This is a genomic window from Amycolatopsis thermalba (genome assembly GCF_023376025.1).
Classification (GTDB): domain Bacteria; phylum Actinomycetota; class Actinomycetes; order Mycobacteriales; family Pseudonocardiaceae; genus Amycolatopsis_E; species Amycolatopsis_E thermalba.
The window spans coordinates 1502514-1523181 of record NZ_CP091196.1 but is presented as its reverse complement, the minus strand read 5'-3'; the positions used below and the strand labels follow the sequence as shown (position 1 = coordinate 1523181).

Annotated in this window: 19 protein-coding genes; 8 read left to right on the top strand and 11 right to left on the bottom strand. The window is 70.6% G+C overall.

The genetic code is table 11. The annotated features are described in order from the left end of the window. Positions 1-31: 31 nt before the first annotated feature. Positions 32-433 (top strand): NUDIX hydrolase, encoded by a 402-nt coding sequence (locus tag L1857_RS07485; protein WP_094006848.1) that lies wholly within the window; start codon positions 32-34, stop codon positions 431-433. Between the two features lie 383 nt (positions 434-816). Here the strand turns inward: L1857_RS07485 and L1857_RS07480 are convergent, their stop codons facing one another. From L1857_RS07480 to L1857_RS07470, 3 genes are read right to left on the bottom strand one after another with little or no spacing between them, the layout of a single operon-like run. Beyond that, entirely contained in the window at positions 817-2409 is a 1593-nt protein-coding gene (locus L1857_RS07480; protein ID WP_249464690.1) for an acyl--CoA ligase family protein, read from the bottom strand. Between the two features lie 39 nt (positions 2410-2448). After that, on the bottom strand, positions 2449-3552 hold the full coding sequence (locus L1857_RS07475; RefSeq protein ID WP_162831112.1) for a DUF2332 domain-containing protein: 1104 nt from the start codon (positions 3550-3552) through the stop codon (positions 2449-2451). Between the two features lie 10 nt (positions 3553-3562). Next, positions 3563-4066, bottom strand: a complete 504-nt coding sequence (locus L1857_RS07470; RefSeq protein ID WP_116111427.1) for a MaoC family dehydratase — start codon at positions 4064-4066, stop codon at positions 3563-3565. 319 nt (positions 4067-4385) lie between these two features. Here L1857_RS07470 and L1857_RS07465 point away from each other — a divergent pair, with 319 nt between their 5' ends. The 3 genes from L1857_RS07465 (at position 4386) to L1857_RS07455 (ending at position 7155) form a co-directional block, all read left to right on the top strand. Beyond that, positions 4386-5471, top strand: coding sequence for a magnesium and cobalt transport protein CorA (locus tag L1857_RS07465; RefSeq protein ID WP_116111428.1), 1086 nt, complete (start codon positions 4386-4388; stop codon positions 5469-5471). 170 nt (positions 5472-5641) lie between these two features. Continuing rightward, entirely contained in the window at positions 5642-6310 is a 669-nt protein-coding gene (locus L1857_RS07460; protein ID WP_094006853.1) for a metallophosphoesterase family protein, read from the top strand. Beyond that, a complete protein-coding gene (locus L1857_RS07455) occupies positions 6307-7155 on the top strand; it encodes a ParB N-terminal domain-containing protein (RefSeq protein ID WP_094006854.1) in 849 nt (282 codons plus the stop codon). The genes L1857_RS07460 and L1857_RS07455 overlap by 4 nt, the downstream gene beginning before the upstream one ends. 515 nt (positions 7156-7670) lie before the next feature. On the opposite strand, the gene L1857_RS35360 is transcribed toward L1857_RS07455, so the two are convergent. The 8 genes from L1857_RS35360 to L1857_RS07410 all read right to left on the bottom strand — a co-directional run bounded on the left by L1857_RS35360 (position 7671) and on the right by L1857_RS07410 (position 16508). After that, complete coding sequence (locus L1857_RS35360) at positions 7671-9197, bottom strand: nitroreductase family protein (RefSeq protein ID WP_205413295.1); 1527 nt, start codon at positions 9195-9197, stop codon at positions 7671-7673. 145 nt (positions 9198-9342) lie between these two features. Continuing rightward, a complete protein-coding gene (locus tag L1857_RS07440; RefSeq protein ID WP_094006860.1) occupies positions 9343-10524 on the bottom strand; it encodes an ABC transporter ATP-binding protein in 1182 nt (393 codons plus the stop codon). Between the two features lie 4 nt (positions 10525-10528). Beyond that, complete coding sequence (locus tag L1857_RS07435) at positions 10529-11371, bottom strand: carbohydrate ABC transporter permease (RefSeq protein ID WP_094006861.1); 843 nt, start codon at positions 11369-11371, stop codon at positions 10529-10531. Continuing rightward, positions 11371-12318: a carbohydrate ABC transporter permease gene (locus L1857_RS07430; protein ID WP_094006862.1), complete on the bottom strand. Its 948-nt coding sequence runs from the start codon at positions 12316-12318 to the stop codon at positions 11371-11373. The genes L1857_RS07435 and L1857_RS07430 overlap by 1 nt, the downstream gene beginning before the upstream one ends. Beyond that, positions 12315-13631, bottom strand: a complete 1317-nt coding sequence (locus tag L1857_RS07425) for an ABC transporter substrate-binding protein (RefSeq protein WP_094006863.1) — start codon at positions 13629-13631, stop codon at positions 12315-12317. The genes L1857_RS07430 and L1857_RS07425 overlap by 4 nt, the downstream gene beginning before the upstream one ends. A gap of 157 nt (positions 13632-13788) precedes the next feature. Further along, entirely contained in the window at positions 13789-14322 is a 534-nt protein-coding gene (locus L1857_RS07420) for a YflT domain-containing protein (RefSeq protein ID WP_094006864.1), read from the bottom strand. 82 nt (positions 14323-14404) lie between these two features. Next, complete coding sequence (locus L1857_RS07415; protein WP_094006865.1) at positions 14405-15601, bottom strand: acyl-CoA dehydrogenase family protein; 1197 nt, start codon at positions 15599-15601, stop codon at positions 14405-14407. A 76-nt stretch (positions 15602-15677) separates the two neighbouring features. After that, positions 15678-16508, bottom strand: coding sequence for a slipin family protein (locus L1857_RS07410; protein ID WP_094006866.1), 831 nt, complete (start codon positions 16506-16508; stop codon positions 15678-15680). An 80-nt stretch (positions 16509-16588) separates the two neighbouring features. Between L1857_RS07410 and L1857_RS07405 the strand changes: the two genes are divergently transcribed. From L1857_RS07405 to L1857_RS07390, 4 genes are all read left to right on the top strand, one after another. Further along, positions 16589-17458, top strand: a complete 870-nt coding sequence (locus L1857_RS07405) for an aminoglycoside phosphotransferase family protein (RefSeq protein WP_429728359.1) — start codon at positions 16589-16591, stop codon at positions 17456-17458. A 67-nt stretch (positions 17459-17525) separates the two neighbouring features. Continuing rightward, positions 17526-18818, top strand: a complete 1293-nt coding sequence (locus L1857_RS07400) for a magnesium transporter MgtE N-terminal domain-containing protein (protein ID WP_094006867.1) — start codon at positions 17526-17528, stop codon at positions 18816-18818. Beyond that, complete coding sequence (locus tag L1857_RS07395) at positions 18811-19332, top strand: DUF1003 domain-containing protein (RefSeq protein ID WP_094006868.1); 522 nt, start codon at positions 18811-18813, stop codon at positions 19330-19332. Before L1857_RS07400 ends, L1857_RS07395 begins: the two co-directional genes overlap by 8 nt. Positions 19333-19341: 9 nt before the next feature. Next, positions 19342-20487: an Mrp/NBP35 family ATP-binding protein gene (locus L1857_RS07390; protein ID WP_249464688.1), complete on the top strand. Its 1146-nt coding sequence runs from the start codon at positions 19342-19344 to the stop codon at positions 20485-20487. Positions 20488-20668 lie beyond the last annotated feature (181 nt).

Genomic DNA, 20668 nt, shown 5'->3' with positions numbered 1-20668 from the left:
GCGTCCGGCGGGACCGGGTTAGGCTGCCCTCATGAGCGGGATTCGCCCGGTGTCCGTGCGGTGCGTAGGCGGGATCTTGCACGATCACGAGGGCCGGTTGCTGCTCGTCCAGCGCGCGAACGAGCCCGGACGCGGACTGTGGTCGATCCCCGGCGGACGCGTCGAACCGGGCGAAACGGACAGTGAGGCCCTGGTCCGGGAGATGCGCGAGGAGACCGGTCTCGTGGTCCGGCCGGGCGCGCTGGCGGGGCACGTGGTCCGCGGCCGCTACGAGATCTACGACTACGTCTGCCAGGTGGAGAGCGGTTTCCTGCAGGCGGGCGACGACGCGGCCGACGTGCGCTGGGTCGACGAAGCGACCTTCACGGCGCTCGCGCTGACCGATGGGCTGGCGGACACACTGCGTGGCTGGGAGATGCTGCCGCGCTGCTGAGGGCGCTTTCCGGCAGCGGAACCCAGGGCCACTTCGCCGGGCGAGGAGCGGCCCGGGCGGCACCCCACTCGCGGCGACGCCCACCTTTCTTCGCAGCAGCGACTCGGCAGCCGAGGCGACACCTCGGCTGCGGCGAAACCGCCACCTCACCGGGCCAATACGCGGCGACCCGGCCAGCACACCGCCACCAGCGACACCCCAACCTCCCCCGCAGCAGCAACTCGGCTGCCGAGGCGACGCCTCGGCTGCGGCGAAAATCGCTGCTCGCGGCGGCCTGTCGGCTGTGGCGAGCCGACGGAAACGCGCTGCCTTCGTGCCGAGCCGCCCCGCAGGGGCGCGTTGTTCCCGCGGAGCGAGCCGCCTCCGCGCTGCTGAGGGCGCTTTCAGCCCTGGATGCGGCTCTCCGCGCCACTCCAGTCCCGTTCGCGCAGCTGGAACTTCTGGATCTTCCCCGTCGAGGTCTTCGGCAGCGCCGCCACGAACTCCACCCGGTCCGGCACCTTGAAGCGCGCGATCTGCTCCCGCACGTGCGACCGCAGCTCCTCGGCCGTCACCGCGGCCCCGGGGCGCAGCACGACGTACGCCTTGGGCCGCTCGCCCCACTTCTCGTCCGGGACGCCGACCACCGCGACCTCCGCGACGGCCTCGTGCGAGTCCAGCGCCGCCTCCACCTCGATCGTCGAGATGTTCTCGCCGCCCGAGACGATGATGTCCTTCGCCCGGTCACGCAGCTGGATGTAGCCGTCCGGGTGCCACACGCCCAGGTCGCCGGAGTGGAACCAGCCGCCGCGAAACGCTTTCTCCGTCGCCTCGGGGTCGGCGAAGTAGCCGGACATCACGTTGTTCCCGCGCATCACGACCTCGCCCATCGTGACGCCGTCGCGGGGCACGTCGCGCATCTGCTCGTCCACCACGCGGATCCCGTCGGTCACCAGCATCCCGACGCCCTGCCGCGCCATCAGCCTGCTCCGCTCGGCGATGTCGAGCTTGATCCACCCCTCCTGCGCCTCGCACACCGTGTACGGGCCGTACGTCTCGGTCAGCCCGTACACGTGCACCAGCCGCGCGCCCAGGTCCGTCATCCGCCGGATCACGGTCGGCGACGGCGGCGCCCCGGCCGTGGTCACCACGACCTCGCGCGACAGCGGATGCGCCCCGGAGTAGCCCGCGATCGTGTTCAGCACCGTCGGCGCGCCGTTGAGGTGCGTGATGCCCTCGCCGTCCAGCAGCCGCCAGATCTCCGCCGCGTCGACCGCCCGCAGGCACACGTGCGTGCCGCCGATCGCGGTGACCGCCCACGTCGTGCACCAGCCGTTGCAGTGGAACATCGGCAGCGTCCACAGGTACTTCGACTCCGGCGAATGACCCGAATGGATGATCTCGGCGAGCGAGTTCAGGTACGCGCCCCGGTGGTGGCACTGGACGCCCTTGGGCCGTCCCGTCGTCCCGGAGGTGTAGTTGATCGAGATCGTCGACCGCTCGTCCGCGACGCGCCACGGCAGCGGCTCGTCGCTGCCGCGCGCCAGCAGCTCGTCGTAGGTGATGCCGCCGACGGCCGGATCCGGCGCGGCGCCGTCGACCACCGTCACGATGTCCACGCCGGCGTCCGGCGGCACCGAGGCGTGCAACGCGGCGTCCACGACCAGCACCTTCGCCCCGGAGTGCTGGAGGATGTAGCGGATCTCGGCCGGCGCGAGCCGGGTGTTGATCGCGACCAGCACCGCGCCGGCGAGCGGCACCGCGAAGTGCGCGACCAGCATCTCCGGGATGTTCGGCAGCAGGTACGCCACGCGGTCCCCGGGCTCGATACCGCTCGCCCGCAGCGCCCGCGCCACGCGCGTCGCCTCGGCGGCGAACTCGCGGTAGGTCACGCGGCGCTCGCCGTAGACGATGGCCTCCTTGTCGGCGAAGACCTCGGCGGAGCGCTCCAGGAACGCCAGCGGGGTGAGCGGGGTGAACCACGTGTCCTCAGCCATGACCACATCCTCACCGCAGTGGGCCCGGCCACACAACAGCTAGGCGGCCAGCCAGGTCATCCGGGCGCCGTAGCGCGTGGTGCGGGCCAGGGCGACGGCGTCCCAGCCGTCCGCGGTGCGCCGCGCCAGCCCGAGCGTCGTCAGGCCGTCCCGGGCGAAGGCCAGCTCGTCCCGGCCCGGCAGCACCGCGGACAGCCCGTGCTCGTACGTCTCGTCCATGACCCACCACAGTGGACGCGTCTGGCCCAGCGCGGCCATGCGGGACAGGAACTCGGCGCGGTCGGCGTCCGGGATGTGGCCCATGGTCCGGCTGGTGAGCACCACCAGCGGCAGGTCCGCGGGCACCCGGGACACCGCCTCGTCGAACCCGCCGACCGCGCCCGCGGCGATGATCTCCGGCGGCGACTTGCGCTGCGCCAGCGCCGCCGCCCGCAGCAGCCGCACCCGGTCCGGCTGGTCGGCCCACACGCACGCCTCCAGCCACGCCAGCTCGTCCTCATCGGACAGATCCAGCGGCGCCGGGTCGAGCCCGACCCGCGCGGCGACGGTCAGCTTCTTCGGCAGCTTCGGCAGCACCGCGCCGGGCGCCAGGTCGAGCGCGCAGTGCAGCCCGACGGCAGCCTTGGCCGGCCCGGCGACCAGCTGCTCGCCACCGTCGCACTGGTACCGGTAGGCGAACCTGTCCATCCCCAGCAGCAACCCGCCCGCGGTGCCGACCTCGATCAACGCGATCTTGCCGCCGGCCTGCTTGGCGGCCATCGCGACCCCGGGGAAGGCCGACGCGGCCCGGCGCACCTCGTTGTTCGCCAGCGACTTCGACGCGAGCATCCCGGCCGCGTCGTCCGCGTGCGCGAGCAGGAACTCGCGGAACACCGGCCAGGTCTGGCCGTCGACGCCGTCGAACCCGCCCAGCGACGGGTAGTAGCGCGAGAGCGGGTGGATCGGGTCGGCCTGGATGAGCCGGTGCGCGACCGCGAACAGCAGCGCCGGGCTCGCCCCGCCGGGCGCGGCGGCCAGCAGGCCGGCCACCTCGTCGTCCTTGGCGGCCTTCGACGCGAGGTGCTCGTAGAGCGGCGACTCGCCCGCCGCGCTCCCGGCGAACTCGCTCAGCTGCCGCTTGGCTTCGGCCAACCCGATCGTCACGCGCTCTCCCTCACTCGTGCGGAACGGGACGGCCCGGTTGCTCGCCCCCACGCGCCTCACCGTAGTTCTGCTTCGGCACCAGGACCTTGCGGCGGAAGATGCACACGATCGTGCCGTCCTGCTTGTAGCCCCGGGTCTCCACGTACACCACGCCCCGGTCGTCCTTCGACTTCGACGGGGTCTTGTCCAGCACCTCGGTCTCACCGTAGATGGTGTCACCGTGGAAGGTCGGCTTGACGTGCCGGAGCGATTCGATCTCCAGGTTCGCGATCGCCTTGCCCGACACGTCCGGCACCGACATGCCCAGCAGCAGCGAGTAGACGTAGTTGCCCACCACGACGTTCTTGCCGAAGTCGGTGGTCTCGGCCGCGTAGTGGGCGTCCATGTGCAGCGGGTGGTGGTTCATGGTGAGCAGGCAGAACAGGTGGTCGTCGTACTCGGTCACCGTCTTGCCGGGCCAGTGCTTGTACACCGCGCCCACCTCGAACTCCTCGAAATACCGCCCGAACTGCACCGCTCGACCTCCCTGCGGGTAACGCCACACCGACCTGGAGCGACGTCAACTGATGTTGAGGAGTACCCTCGGCCAATGGAGGCGGTGCGTCAACGCGACAGCCGCCACGTTGCCGGTCCGGCTGGAGGAGGTGAGGAACGCACGATGAGTAGTGGCGATAGTCCGCTCCCTAGTAAACCCAGCGTTTCCCTCCGCATGGCCGGAATCCTCTCCGGCCGTTAGGTCTCTTTTCGCCCGGGAAAACGCTGGTCAGTGCCGAGCGGACGCATTCCTGCCCGCCCGGCGGTCGTGGTACGCACTGCGAAAGCCAGGAGATCCCATGCCTGCGATTCCCTCCCTCGGTGGCCTGCGCGGCCGGGGCAACGGCCGGTCGACCCGGGTCGAGCCGCCCGTGCCGGTCCCGGTGTCGGCCTACATCGTCGACTGCGCCGTGTACGTCGACGGCGAACGGCTGCCCGGGCGCTGGACGCACGCCGAGGCCATCAAGGAGGTCCGGCGCCGGCGTGACGGGTTCGTCTGGATCGGCCTGCACGAGCCCGACCAGCAGCAGATCCAGGGCATCGCGGAGGTCTACGGCCTGCACGAGCTGGCCGTCGAGGACGCCGTGCAGGCGCACCAGCGGCCGAAGCTGGAGCGCTACGACGACACGTTGTTCATGGTGCTCAAGACGGTCCGCTACGTCGAGCACGAGTCGCCCACCACGGCCAACGAGATCGTGGAGAGCGGCGAGCTGATGGCGTTCCTCGGGCTGGACTTCATCATCACCGTCCGGCACGGGGCGCACTCCGGGCTGGCGCGGCTGCGCCGTGAGCTCGACGAGGACCCGGAGCGGCTGGTGAACGGCCCGGCCGCGGTGCTGCACGCCATCACCGACCTCATCGTCGACCAGTACCTGGAGGTCACCTCGTCGATCGAGGAGGACATCGACGAGATGGAGGCGCGCGTGTTCGCGCCGCGGTCGACGGTCAGCGCGGAGCAGATCTACCTCATGAAACGCGAGGTGCTGGAGCTGCGCCGGGCGGTGTTGCCGCTGGTCACGCCGGTGCGCCGGCTGGCCGAGGGGTTCACCCGGCTGGTGCCCGACGAGGTCCGGTCGTACTTCCGCGACGTCGACGACCACCTGACCACCGTGTCGGAGCGGGTGGGCAACTTCGACGAGCTGCTGACGACGCTGGTGAACGCGACGGTCGCCAAGATCACGCTCCAGCAGAACAGCGACATGCGCAAGATCACCTCGTGGGCGGCGATGATCACGGTGCCCACGATGATCGCGGGTATCTACGGCATGAATTTCGATTACATGCCGGAACTGCGCTGGCAGTTCGGCTATCCGGCGGTTCTCGTGCTGATTCTCGGGATCTGCCTGCTTCTTTACCGAATATTCAGGAAGAACAACTGGCTGTAGCCCATTCCTGAAGTGTTCGATGAAAGGAGTCGACTCATGACCAGACTGCTCACGAGCGTGAAGTTCTGGGCGCTCGCGTTGACCCTGACGTGGATCGCGGTGGTGGCGGTCCTGATCGCGGACCACCCGGAACTCGCGCAGGCCCGCTGAGGAGTCCTTATCGTGGACCCATGCGCGCACTGGTGGTCGCCGACGAGGTCGACGAGCGGCTGTGGGCCGGTATCGGCCCCGGCTGCGACGTCGGCCTCGTCCTGGCCGCCGGTGACCTGCCGTTCGACTACCTGGAGTTCCTGACCGACGCGCTGGGCGGTGTGCCGTGCGTGTTCGTGCCCGGCAACCACGACCCGGACCTGTCCGGGTTCACCCGCCACGGCGGCCTGTTCCTGCGGGCCGGGTTCCCGCAGGCGTGGCCCGGTCCGGCCGGTGGCATCAACGCCGACGGCCGCGTGGTCGACGTGTGCGGTCTGCGGATCGCGGGGCTGGGCGGCTCGGTCCGCTACAACGACGGGCCGAACCAGTGGACCCAGGCGCAGCAGGCCCGCCGCGCCCGGGGCCTGGTCCGGCAGGCGGCGCGCCGGCGGCGCCGCGACGGCCGCGGCGTCGACGTCCTGCTGACGCACGCCCCGCCGCGCGGCGTCGGCGACCGCGAAGACCCGCCGCACCGCGGCTTCGACTGCCTGCACCCGGTGGTCGAGCGGATGCGGCCGGACTGGTTGCTGCACGGCCACATCCACCCCTACGGCGAACACCCCCGGGAGCACCGGATGGGCGAGACCCGAGTCCGCAACGTCGTCGGCAAGCACCTCATCGAGTTCACCCCGCACGAGGTGCGGACGTGACCCCCGCGCGCGACACCGGCTTCCCCCGCGCCGACGCCGAACACGACTTCCTGCGCGCCCGGCGGCGGCAGGTGCTGTCCCGGCTGGCGAACTGGCTGCGCCGGGAACCCGACGACGTCAACATCATGCTGCCGTTCGACGAGGTCGTGGACGCGCTGGGGTACGCGGGCGAGCGGCGGATCGGGCGGCGGGTGATCCCGCTGAACTCGATCGTCGGCAGCGTGGACCGGGGCCGCGACTTCGACCGCCGGTTCCGGCCCACGTCCGGCCGGGTGCGGGAGCGCTGGGAACGGCTCGCGCTGGCCGCGCGCCGCGGCGAGCACATCCCGCCGATCGAGGTGTACCGGGTCGGTGACCTGCACTTCGTGATCGACGGGCACCACCGCGTTTCGGTCGCCTACGCGCTCGGGCTGGAGACCATCGAGGCGTCGGTGACCGAGGTGCACACCAAGCTCGACCCGAAGGGCATCCGCTACCGGGGCGACCTGATCGTCAAGGACTACCGGCGGCTGTTCCTGTCGCGGGTGCCGCTGACCGGCGAGGCGCGCGCGGCGATCGTGGTGAGCGACCCGTGGGACTACGCGCACCTCGGTGAGCACGTCGAGGCGTGGGGGTTCCGGCTCATGCAGGCGGAGGGCAAATTCCTCGACCGCGCCACGATCGCCCGGCGCTGGTACGACGAGGAGTACCTGCCGGTGGTGGAGATGATGCGGCAGGCGGAGCTGATCGGGGACCGCACCGAGGCCGAGGCGTACATGTGGGTCGCGGGCGAGCGTTACCGGCTGATCCGGCAACACCGCTGGGACGACGAGGTCATCGAAGCGCTGCGGGCCCGCCGGCGCTGAAGGCCGGCGCCGCTGCCCGGCCCCGCAGCGCGCGCCGCACGCCGAGACCCCCGGTCACGCCGGCCAGCGGCGCCGGGCGGCCCCGCAGCCTGCGGAACGCCGCATCACTGAGAGCGCGACCGAACACCGGCCCGAAGCCCAGCGAGCCCGCCGACGGTGAGACCCCCGGTCACCGCGGCCTGCGGAATGCGGCACCGCCGAGGGCGCGCCGCACACCATCACCGAAGCCCACCTCACAACGCGGCAGGCTGCGGCGCTGTCCGGCCCCGCAGCCTGCGGAACGCCGCATCGCTGAGGGCGCGCCGCACACCATCACCGAAGCCCACCTCACAACGCGGCAGGCTGCGGCACCGCCCGGCCCTGTAGCCTGCCGAACACCGCACCGCCGACGGCGCGCCGCACACCATCACCGAAGCCCACCTCACAACGCGGCAGGCTGCGGCACCGCCCGACCCCGCAGCCTGCCGAACACCGCACCGCCGACGGCGCGCCGCACACCATCACCGAAGCCCACCTCACAACGCGGCAGGCTGCGGCGCTGTCCGGCCCCGCAGCCTGCGGAACGCCGCATCGCTGAGGGCGCGGCCGCACACGGTCACCGAGCCCACGCACTGGCCGTCCGCGTCCAGGATCCGTACGTCGTAGCGTGGCCGGTTGCCTCGGGTGCCGGTCTTCGCCCAGCTCAGGACCGCTCCGGTGGACGGGCCGGCGGGCACCGTGGCGGCCAGCCGCGTCAGTACGAAGCGGGTGCCCTCCTGCCGCTGGTTGTCCGCGTACTCCAGGAGCGTCACGAACTGCCGCGCCGCCTCGATCAGCCGTTCCGCGGTCCGCCCGCCGTCGAGGTGGTGCCCGGCCGGCGGCGGCAGCACGGTGACGCGCCAGTCCTGCTCGCTCTCGGCGAGGTCGCCGACGACCACGTTCTCCGCCCGGCGGCGGTGCACCAGTCGCCGATCGACGGGCCGCACCACCCGGCGCGGATCCTCCACCGAACCCACGGGCCACTCGACGGCAGCGCCCACCTCGACCGCGCCGGAACCGGCAGACCGCACCGGATCCTCCACCGAATCCACGGGCCACTCGACGGCAGCGCCCACCTCGACCGCGCCGGAATCGGCAGGCCACGCCGGATCCCCCAGCGAACCCAGGGGCCACTCAGCAGTGGCGCCCACCTCGATCGTGCCGGTCATGATCGTCCGCCCCTCCTGACCGGCCTCCACCCGCCACCGCCCGGTGCTCGACTCGCTCGGCTCGGCGGTCAGCTGGACCGGCGCGTCCAGTTCCCCCATGCCCCGGAAGTCGAGCGTCAGGACTACAGCGGGCTCCGCCCCGGCCGGGCGCACGAGGTCCAGCGCGGCGCTCAGGAGCAGCATCCCGGGCAGGTGGTCGAGTTCGTGGTCGAAGAAGAACGGGTCGTCGAGGTCGGCCACGAGTTCCCGGGTTCGCCGCCACCGGTCGACCACGAGCACGTCCGCCAGCGGCGCCCGCCGGGCCGGCCGGAACGGGCCGCCGTCGTGGTAGGCGGTCGGGATCAGGGCACCCTGGCGGATCCCCGGCGGGAGACCGAGGATCTCCGCGACCTCGGCCTCCCGCCGCAGGTGACAGGTGGTCCACACGGTGCCGAGACCGCGGGCCCGCGCGGCGAGCAGGTAACTCCACGCGGCCGGGAGCAGCGAGCCCCACAGGCCGGCCTGGCTGCCCTCGGGCAGCCGCGACGCGACGAGGCACGGCAGCACCAGCACCGGCACCCGGTGCAGGTTGTCGGCGAGGAACCGGGCGCTGTCCAGGTCCCGGGACGGCCCGGGGTCGCCCAGCTCGGCGACGTATTCGGCGAAGCACCGCCGGTAGACCTCGGCGATGCGCGCGCGCTGCTCCGCGTCCCGCACCACGATCCACCGCCACGGCTGCCGGTTCCCGCCGCTGGGCGCCTGCACGGCGACCTCCAGGCACTCCCGGATCACCTCCGGCGCGACGGGCCGGTCGAACCGCAACCGCCTCCGAACCGCGCGGGTGGTGGTCAGCACCTCGTCGATCGGCAACGTCATCGGAATCCCCTTCCGCGATACCAACGGTGATTCGACATTACCGAATAATCCATCACTCTTGTGGGTTAAATCACAGCGTTCTCCGGGCACGAAAGAGGGCCACCCCTCCGCCAGGAGAAGTGGCCCTCGTCGCGCCGGAGCGCGGTCACTCTTCGTAGGTCAGGTTCTTCCCCGACGACGGATCGAACAGCTGCACCTTCTGCACGTCGAACCACACGTCGAGCGTGCCGCCCTCCCGGGCGCCCGACGACGGGGACAGCCGGGCCGTGATGGACGCTCCGCCGCCCGGCACGTCGTCCGCTCCGGCGTCCGCCGCCAGCTCCGCCAGCTCGGACGACGTCGCCGTCGCGCCTTCCACCGTGAAGTACGCGTACTTCTCCGAGCCCATCGACTCCAGCACGTCCACATGGGCGCTGAACACGCACCCGCCGCGCGTGGCGGTGTCGTCGAGCAGCCCGGCGTCCTCGAAGTGCTCCGGCCGGATGCCGGCGATCACCTCCCGCGGCGCACCGGCCGCCTCCGCCAGGCGGCGCAGCCGGTCCGGCAGCTCGACGGTGCCCAGCGGGCTCTTCAGGCTCCCGTCCTCCAGCGTCGCGGGCACGAAGTTCATCGACGGCGACCCGATGAATCCGGCCACGAACAGGTTGGCCGGGTGGTCGTAGAGGAACTGCGGCGACCCGATCTGCTGCACGTACCCGGCCCGCAGCACCACGACCCGGTCGCCCAGCGTCATGGCTTCGGTCTGGTCGTGCGTGACGTACAGCGTGGTCGTGCCGAGCTGGCGCTGCAGCTTCGACACCGACGTCCGCATCTGCCCGCGCAGCTTGGCGTCCAGGTTGGACAGCGGCTCGTCCATCAGGAACGCCTTGGGGCTGCGCACGATCGCCCGGCCCATCGCCACCCGCTGCCGCTGCCCGCCGGACAGGTTGGACGGTTTGCGGTCCAGGTGCGGGGTCAGGTCCAGGATCTCGGCGGCCTCCTCGACCTTCGCCTTCACCGTGGCGTCGTCGATCTTCGCCAGCCGCAGCGGGAAGGCCATGTTCTCCCGCACGCTCATGTGCGGGTACAGCGCGTAGGACTGGAACACCATCGCGATGTCCCGGTCCTTCGGCGCCTTCTCGTTCATCCGCTCGCCGTCGATGCGCAGCTCGCCGGAGGAGATGTCCTCCAGCCCGGCCACCATGTTCAGCGTGGTCGACTTCCCGCACCCGGACGGGCCGACCAGGATGATGAACTCACCGTCGGCGACCTGCAAGTCCACTTCGGACACGGCGAGCGCACCGTCCGGATAGCGCTTGCTCACCTTGTCCAGCACGATCTCAGCCATGGCGCTACCCCTTCACCGCACCGGAGGTCAGCCCCGCGACGATGCGGCGCTGGAAGAACAACACGAACAGGATGATCGGGACGGTGATCACGACCGCGGCGGCGCAGATCGTCCCGGTCGGGTCCTCGAACTGCGAGGCCCCGGTGAAGAACGACAACGCCGCCGGCACCGTCCGCGACGCGTTGGTCGAGGTCAGTGAGATGGCGAACAGGAAGTCGTTCCAGCAGAAGATGAACACCAGGATCGCGGTGGTGAACACGCCCGGGGCCGCCAGCGGCGCGATGACCCGCCGGAACGCCTGGCCGGGCGTGGCGCCGTCCATCTTGGCCGCCTTCTCCAGTTCCCACGGGATTTCCCGGAAGAACGCCGACAACGTGTAGATCGCCAGCGGCAGCGCGAACGTGATGTACGGCAGGATCAGCCCCGGCCAGGTGTCGAACAGCCCGAGCGTGCGCTCGATGTTGAACAGCGGGCTCACCAGCGACACCTGCGGGAACATCGCGATCAGCAGCGAGACCCCGACCAGCAGCTGCTTGCCGGGGAAATCCAGCCGCGCGATCGCGTACGCCGCCATCGTCCCCAGGATCACCGCGATCAGCGTCGCGATGATCGAGATGCCGATCGAGTTGATCAGCGCCCGCACGAAGTCCAGGGTCTGGAAGATGTCCGCGTAGTTCTCCAGCGTCCACGAACGCGGGATGAACTTCCCGTCGTCGATGGTGTCCTTCGTCTTCAGCGACAGCGACAGGATCCACAGCACCGGCACCAGCGCGTAGACCACCACCACGATGTCGATCAGCGTCCACTTCGTCTTGCGGCCGGTGGTGACCGCTCCGCCCATCACCATCAGCGCTTCCCTCCCTTGTCGCTGCCCGGCGCCGCGGTGCCGAACAGCTTGATGAAGATGAACGCGATGATCGCGACCGTGATGAAGATGAGCACCGACATCGTCGACCCGATGCCCAGGTTCAGGCCCTTGATCAGGTTGTTGTAGGTCTGCATGGACACCGACGACGTGTCGTTCTGGCCGCCGGTGAGCACGTAGATGTTGTCGAAGATGCGGAACGCGTCCAGGGTGCGGAACAGCAGCGCCACCAGGATCGCCGGCTTCATCACCGGCACGATGACCTTGATGAACCGCTGCCAAGCGCTCGCGCCGTCCATCGCCGCGGCCTTGAGCAGGTCGTCCGGCACCAGCGCGAGCCCGGCCATCAGCAGCAGCGCCATGAACGGCGTCGTCTTCCACACCTCGGCGAGGATGATGATCGCCATCGACGGCAGGTACTGCGTCAGCGGCGCCGAGTCCCCGGCCAGGGTGTTGGCCAGGTAGCCGGTGTCCGGGGTCCACGCGTAGTACCAGGAGAACGCGGCGACCACGGTCACGATGCCGTACGGGATCAGCGACACCGTGCGCACCAGGCCGCGCCCGACGAGCGTGCGGTGCATGATCAGCGCGAGCACCATGCCCAGCACCAGCTCGATGGCCACCGAGATGATCGTGAGGGCCATCGTGGTGCCGAACGCCGTCCACCAGTAGGAGTCCGACAGCACCGCCGCGTAGTTGGCGAGCCCGACGAACTCGGTGTTCTGCGGGAACCGCAGGTCGTACCGCTGCAGCGACAGCCAGATCGAGTAGACGATCGGGTACCCGGTGACCGCGACCATCACGAGCGCCGCGGGCGCGCACAGCAGCCAGCCCAGCCGCCGCTCCGCCCTCTTCCCTTCGCTCAGGGCCGCTTTCCCCGTTCTCGCCGTGGTCTGTGGCGTCGTGGAAACGTCCTCGACCGTGCTCACGGGATCACCCCTTTCGAGTTCAGCGCGTCGGTCAGCTTGCTGCGCAGCTCTTCGGCCGTCCGCTGCGGATCGATCTCCGACGGCGGCGACAGCACCTTGGAGATCACCGTGGACAGGCTCTGGTACGCCGGGGTCAGCGGGCGCACCGCCGGATCCTTGAGCGCGGCGAGGATCGCGTCCCGCATCGGGTACGCGGTGGCCATGCTCGGGTTGTTGTCCGCGTCGACCGGCTTGGTCGGGTCGAGCGGGGTGTCGTCGGTGTAGAGCGCCTCGATGCTCGGCGGGACACCGTCGTTGAGCGCGGAGAACTTCTGGCTCTCCGGGCTGCGCAGGCACAGCGCCGCCTCGAACGCCTCCGGCTTGTGCTTGGAGGTGGTGCTGACCGCGAGGTCGTAGCCACCGATCGTGGTCTTCGCCGGGATCCCCGGGTCGACGGCCGGGTAGGTGGACCACTTGAAGTGCTGCAGGTCCTGCGGCTGCTCGTCGGCGTAGGAGGCGTAGACGAACGGCCAGTTCAGCTCGAACGCGCCGTTGCCGCGCTGGAACGCCTGCCGGACGTCGTCCTCCTTCTGGTTCGTCAGCGACGGGTCGGTTATGCCGCTGGAGGTGACCCGCTTGAGGAGCTCCAGCGCCTGCACCGCGCCCTCGTCCATGACCACGGACTTGCCGTCGTCGGAGAGGATGCGCCCGCCCGCGGAGGCGACCAGCGTGTTGTAGATGACCACCAGGCCCTCGTACTGGGCGCCGGTGAACAGGATGTTGTGCGGTTTGCCGGCCGCCTTGAGCTGCTCGGCCTGGTTGATCATCTCGTCCCAGGTCGCGGGCGGCCGCGGTGTGATCCGGTCGTCGTACCAGAGCAGCTGGACGTTGGTGTTCTTCGTGGCCGCGTACAGCTTGCCGTTCCAGGTGGCGGTGGCCAGCGGGCCGGGCAGCACGCCCGCCTCCGCCTGCGCCTTGTTCGGCCCCGTCCACTCCTCGGCCCAGCCGGCCTCGGCGAACTCCGGCACCCAGGTGACGTCCAGGCCCAGGATGTCCAGGCCGTCGTCACCGGCGGCGAGCCGTCTCGCCATCTGCAGCCGCTGGTCGTCGGCGCCGCGCTGGAGCTTGTTGTAGACGATCCGGTAGCGCCCCTCGGCCTTGGCGTTGCAGTTGTCCACGACCGACTGGAACGTGTCCTCCGGCGCGTAGTACAGGTTGAGCGTGATCCCCTGTTCGGATCCACAGGCGGTCACCAGCCCGGCGGTCAGCATGCCCGCGCCGACCACCGCTGCGATCCGGCCGGGCGGCCTGCCCCGGCTCTTACCGTTCCCCATCAGGCCTCCTCCTCGGCACGCGGCCGGCGGGAGACCCACCCCGCACGCCGTCGTGCATGCAATCAAGCAACCCGAGGGTGTCAACCCGGGTCGCACGATCGGTGGGAACTGAAACTATGCCCGGCGATCACCGTCCGCAAGCGGTGGAGGTCACGATTCAGTCCGTTGCCCCGGATGGCCGCATCGCGAGCTTCGCCAGCAGGTCACGGCCCTGCTCAGCGTTGCGGGGCTGGCACAGGACGTCGTAGCGGCCCGCGACCAGCTGGCTGGCCGAGGCGAAGTCGCGGCGGCCGCGCGAGGAGGCGTAGCTGATGGCGGCGAACACCAGGCCGAACAGCACACCGGAGACCAGGCCGACCAGGATCGGCTGGTAGGTGACCGTCGCGCCGGAGGCGAACATCGCCAGCAGGAAACCCACGAACAGGCCGAACCAGGCGCCGGAGATCGCGCCGGTCATGAGGACGCGACCCCACGACAGCCGGCCCAGCACCCGCTCGACGAGCATCAGGTCGACGCCGACGATGGTCACGTCCTCGACCGCGAACTGGTTGTCGGCGAGGTAGTCGACCGCCCGCTGCGCCTCCTGGTAGGTGGCGTAGGAGCCGATCGGCCACCCCGTGGGCGGCGTCGGCAAGCGCGGCAGGCCCTGTACTTGACGGCCGCCGGAGGAGAACGGGCTGGTCACGGTCATCACCTGTGCTGTCGTAGTGATCGAGTGACTTCATCCTGCCAACCCCCATGAAACCACGCGAACCCGACACACCAGGGGTTGATCAGCTCTTGACCTGGTACTCGCGCAGCAAGCCGCGGCTGATGATCGTCTTCTGGATCTCGCTGGTGCCCTCGCCGATGAGCAGGAACGGCGCCTCGCGCATCAGGCGCTCGATCTCGTACTCCTTGCTGTACCCGTAGCCGCCGTGGATGCGGAACGCCTCCTGCGTCACCTCGGCGCAGTACTCGCTCGCGATCAGCTTCGCCATGCCCGCCGCCACGTCGTTGCGCTCGCCGGTGTCCTTCAGCCGGGCCGCGTTGACCATCATCAGGTGCGCGGCCTCGACCTTGGTCGCCATCTCGGCCAGCTTGAACGCGATCGCCTGGTGCTGGGCGATCGGCTTGCCGAACGTCCGGCGCTGCTGCGCGTACTCCACCGCCAGCTCGAACGCCCGGATCGCGATCCCGCACGCCCGCGCCGCCACGTTCACCCGGCCCACCTCGATGCCGTCCATCATGAACGCGAACCCCCGGCCCGGGGCCTCGCCGAGGACCTGCGACGCCGGGATCCGGAAGCCGTCGAACACCGCCTCGGTGGTGTCGACGCCCTTGTAGCCCATCTTGTCGATCTTGCCCGGAATCGTCAGCCCCGGCGCCACCTCACCGAAGCCCTCCGGCTTCTCCACCAGGAAGGTCGTGAGGTTCTGGTGCGCTTTCTCCGCGCCTTCGTCGGTACGCACCAGCAGCGCGATCAGGTTCGACGAGCCGCCGTTGGTCAGCCACATCTTCGACCCGTCGATGACGTAGTCGTCCCCGTCCCGCCGCGCGCGCGTCTTGATCGCCGCCACGTCCGAGCCCAGATCCGGCTCGGACATGGAAAAAGCACCGCGAACGAGTCCTTGTGCCATCTTCGGCAAGTACTTCTGCTTCTGCTCCGGCGTGCCGTGCCGGGAGATCATGTGCGCCACGATGAAGTGCGTGTTGATCACACCCGACACGCTCATCCACCCGCGCGCGATCTCCTCGACCACCAGCGCGTAGGTCAGCAACGACTCGCCCAGCCCGCCGAACTCCTCGGGAATGGTGATCCCGAACAGCCCCATCTCCTTCATGCCCTCGACGATGTCCGCCGGGTAGGCGTCCGCGTGCTCCAGCTCCTGGGCGTGCGGGATGATCTCCTTGTCCACGAACGAGCGGACGGTGGACAGGATCTCGTGCTGCACGTCGGTGAGACCGGCGGTCCGGGCCAGACGGGCCATGGGGCGACTCCTGTGTCTGCGGGCGTTATTACCGGCGAGTATCGCGCCCGCCGTGCGATCCCGCATATGGCGCGCCTCACCCGGGGGCGGACTCCTCCGGCTGCCGCGGCGCCGGCGCCTGCCCGTTCACCTGCCGCTCGGCGGACTTCTCCGGGTGGGCGGTGTGCCGTTCGAGAAAGCGGAGCAGCTCGACCGGGAACGGCAGTACGAGCGTGGAGTTCTTCTCCGCCGCCACCTGCACCACCGTCTCCAGCAGCCGCAGCTGCAACGCCGCCGGGGCGTCGGCCATGATGCCCGCGGCCTCGGACAGCTTGTGCGACGCCTGCAGCTCGCCGTCGGCCGAGATCACCCGCGCCCGGCGTTCCCGCTCGGCTTCCGCCTGGCGCGACATCGACCGCTTCATCGACTCGGGCAGCGCGACGTCCTTGATCTCCACCCGGTCGATGTGCACGCCCCAGTCCAGGGCCGGGCTGTCGATCATCAGCTCGAGCCCCTGGTTGAGCCGCTCCCGGTTGGAGAGCAGGTCGTCCAGGTCGCTCTTGCCGATGATCGAGCGCAGCGAGGTCTGCGCCACCTGCCCGACGGCGAACCGGTAGTCCTGCACGTTGACGGCGGCGACCACGGGGTCGATGACCTTGAAGTACACGACGGCGTCGACACGGACCGTCACGTTGTCCCGCGTGATGCCCTCCTGCGCGGGCACCGGGAGGGTGACGATCTGCATGTTCACCTTCTGCAGCCGGTCGGCGCCCGGCAGCAGCATGGTCAGGCCCGGCTCGCGGACGTTCGGGCGGACCCGGCCGAACCGGTACACCAGCCCGCGTTCGTACTGCCGGACCACGCGGAGGCTGGTGGCGAGCCCGGTGACTCCCACGGCCGCGACGACGGTGATGATTTCGGCCAGCATGGCGGCTCCCAGGGGTGCGTGTCCCTTGACGCGATGTTACCCCCGTCACAGTCATTGGGAAGTGCCCGATCGCTGGCACTCTGGGTGACGTGCGGGTACCTGAGGAGTTCGCGGAGCGGCTGATCGACAACGAGGGGGACGTGGTGCGGCCGTGGCTGGCCGCGCTGCCGGACCTGGCGGACTGGTGCTGCCGGCAGTGGGGGCTGGCGATCGAGGGGCCGCCCTGGCACGGCTACACGGCGCTGGTGTTCCCGGTGCGCCGCGACGGCGAACCGCTCGTGCTGAAGCTCGCCTGGCAGGACGACTGGACCCGGGACGAGCCGGTGGCACTGTCCACCTGGGATGGTCGCGGCGCGGTGCGGCTGCTGGAAAGCGCTCGCGGCGCGCTGCTGCTGGAACGGCTCGACGCGTCCCGGACGCTGCTGACCGAGCCGCTGGACAAGGCGCTGGAGATCGCGTGCGGCCTGCTGCACCGGCTGACCGTCCCCGCTCCCCCGCTCGGCCGCACCCTGCGCGACGAGGCCGTCCGGCTCGCCGAGGAGATGCCCGTGGAATGGGCGCGGCTGGGCGGGCCGGTGCCGAAGCGGTTGCTGGACGCCGCGGTCGCGGTGTGCCGGGACCTCGGCCCGGAGGCCGGGACGTCACTGGTCAATCAGGACCTGCACTACGAAAACGTCCTCGCCGGGTCGCGCGAACCGTGGCTCGTGATCGATCCGCAGCCGATCGCCGGGGATCCGGAGTTCGGCCTGATCCCGTTGCTGTGGAACCGGTTCGACGAGTCCACAGTGGAAGAGCGGGCCCGGGTGCTGACCGCCGGGCTGGACGCGGACCGCGCCCGCGCCTGGACGCTGGTGCGGGCCGTGGACGACTGGCTGTGGGCCGCCGAGCACGGGGGTTTTCCCAGCGTGCCGATCCTCAGTGCGATCGCCGAGTGGGCGGCGCTCGCCTAGTCCCCACCCGCCAGCCCGCCACCGCCCTCAACCGACGCGCTACGCGCGGCTCGCCTAATCTTCCAGCATGGCCGGAGTGAACAGAGTCTTCGCCGCCCAGCTGGCCGGCCTGCCGGTGTTCGGGCCGGACGGCGAGTCGATCGGCAAGGTCCGCGACCTGGTCGCCGGCCTGCGGCTGGATCAGCAGCCGCCGCGGGTGCTCGGTCTCGTCGTCGAGCTGGCCACCCGGCGCCGCGTGTTCGTGCCCATGCTGCGGGTCACCGCGATCGAACCGACCGCCGTCACGCTCGCGACCGGCTCGGTCAACATGCGCCGCTTCCACCGCCGCCCCAACGAGGTGCTGGTGCTCGGGCAGCTGATCGACGCGCAGGCCCGGCTGGCCGCCACCGACGCGCGGGTCACGGTCGCCGACGCGGCGATGGAACCGGTCCGCACGCGTGACTGGGTGCTGGCCAAGCTCGCCGTCCGCGAGCGCACCGGGCGGCTCGGCCTGAGCAGGCGGCGGTCGTCGCTGCGGGTGCTGCCCTGGTCGGAGGTGCGCGGGCTGAGCCTGACCGACCTCACCGGCCAGCCGCAGGGCGCCGGGCAGCTGCTCATGCTGTTCGACACCATGCGCGCGGTCGACATCGCCGCGACCATGCGCGACCTGCCGACCAAGCGGCGGCACGAGGTGGTCGACTCGATGGACGACGAGCGGCTCGCCGACGTGCTGGAGGAGCTGCCCGAGGAGGACCAGAAGGAGCTGCTCGCGCACCTGGCCGAGGAGCGCGCCGCCGACATCCTGGAGGCGATGAACCCGGACGACGCGGCCGACCTGCTCGCCGAGCTGGCCCCGGCCGACCAGAGCCGCCTGCTCGAGCTGATGCACCCGGACGAGTCCGAGCCGCTGAAGCGCCTGCTCACCTACTCGTCGGACACCGCGGGCGGCCTGATGACGCCGGAGCCGGTCATCCTCACCCCGGACGCCACGATCGCCGAGGCGCTGGCTCACATCCGCAACCCCGACCTGCCCGCCGCGCTGGCGAGCCTGGTGTTCGTGTGCCGCCCGCCGACCGAGACCCCGACCGGCCGGTACGTCGGCTGCGTGCACTTCCAGCGCCTGCTGCGCGAGCCGCCTGCCGAGCTGGTCGCCAGCGCCGTGGACACCGACCTGCCCGCCCTGGGCCCGGACGCCGAGCTGCCGGAGATCACCCGCTACTTCGCGGCCTACAACCTCGCCTGCGGTCCGGTCGTGGACGACCAGGACCACCTGCTGGGCGCCGTCACCGTCGACGACCTGCTCGACCACCTGCTGCCCGACCGCTGGCGCGAGACCGGGCTGGCCGACATCACCGAGGGACAGGAGATTGACAGTGCCTGAGTTGACCGCGCGGCGCCGCCTCGACCAGCCCCGCTCCGGCCGCGGGCCCCGGGTCAGCATCGACCCGGACAGCTTCGGACGGCTGTCCGAGCGGCTGGCCCGGTTCCTCGGCACCGGGAAGTACCTGTTCTGGCAGACGCTCATCGTGATCGTGTGGATCATCATCAACCTGAGCGCGGCCGCCCTGCGCTGGGACCCGTACCCGTTCATCCTGCTCAACCTGGCCTTCTCCACCCAGGCGGCGTATGCGGCGCCGTTGATCCTGCTGGCGCAGAACCGCCAGGACGACCGCGACCGGGTGTCGCTGGAGGAGGACCGGCACCGGGCGGCGCAGACCAAGGCCGACACCGAGTACCTGGCGCGTGAGCTGGCCGCGCTGCGCCTGGCCGTCGGCGAGGTCGCCACCCGCGACTACCTGCGCGGGGAGCTGGACAAGCTGCGTGAGGACCTCAACACGAAGCCGCGACGTGGCAAAAGCAATAGGGCCCAGGCAGAGGCCATTACCGGTCCGTAGCATGGTGGGGTGACCAGTACGCAGCAGATCCCCAGCGCCGAGGACGTCCGCGCGGCGCTGAAGGACGTTCACGACCCCGAGATCCGCAAGCCCATCACGGACCTCGGAATGGTCAAGGACGTCGCGGTCAGCGAGGACGGCGTCGTCACGGTCGCGGTGTATCTGACGGTCGCCGGCTGCCCGCTCAAGGACACCATCACCAAGGACACCCAGGCCGCGGTCGGCAAGCTCCCCGGTGTGCGCGAGGTCCGGGTGGAGCTCGACGTGATGAGCGACGAGCAACGCACCGAGCTGCGGAAACAGCTGCGCGGGGATTCGGCGGAACCGGTCATCCCGTTCGCCCAGCCGGGCTCGATGACGCGGGTGTACTGCGTCGCGTCCGGCAAGGGCGGGGTCGGCAAGTCGAGCGTGACGGTCAACCTGGCGGTGGCGATGGCCCAGCGCGGGCTGTCGGTCGGCGTGGTCGACGCGGACATCTACGGTCACTCGGTGCCGCGCATGCTGGGCGCGCGCGAGAAGCCGACGAAGGTCGAGCAGATGATCATGCCGCCGCAGGCGCACGGCGTGAAGGTCATCTCGATCGGCATGTTCACCTCGGGCAACACGCCGGTGGTGTGGCGCGGGCCGATGCTGCACCGCGCGCTGCAGCAGTTCCTGGCCGACGTGTTCTGGGGCGATCTGGACATCCTGCTGCTGGACCTGCCGCCGGGCACCGGGGACATCGCGATCTCGGTCGCGCAGCTGATCCCGAACGCGGAGATCCTGGTGGTGACCACGCCGCAGCAGGCGGCGGCCGAGGTCGCCGAGCGGGCCGGCGCGATCGCGATGCAGACGCGGCAGCGGATCGCCGGGGTCATCGAGAACATGTCGTGGCTGGAGACGCCGTCCGGGGAGCGGATGGAGATCTTCGGCTCCGGCGGCGGCCGGACGGTGGCGGATTCGCTGTCGAAGTCGGTGGGCACGGAGGTGCCGCTGCTGGGCCAGGTCCCGCTCGACCCGCGCCTGCGTGAGCAGGGCGACGCGGGGACGCCGCTGGTGCTGGCGGAGCCGGAGGCCCAGGCGTCGCAGGTCCTCCAGGACGTGGCGAAGAAGCTCTCGGTGCGGGCGCGCGGGCTGGCGGGCAAGATGCTGAACCTCAGCCCCAGCGGCCGCTAGGGCGCTTGAGAACCCAAGGTAGCTGGGTGGTCATCCCGTCGCCTGACACTGGACGATCACCTTGAGCCAGGGCCGCAACCCGGGCTCTCTCCGGCGGCCGACGGTGCCAACCTTGCGGCCCTGGCTCAAGGTGATACGCACAAACCGGAAGGCGACGGGATGACCACCCAGCGACCACCCA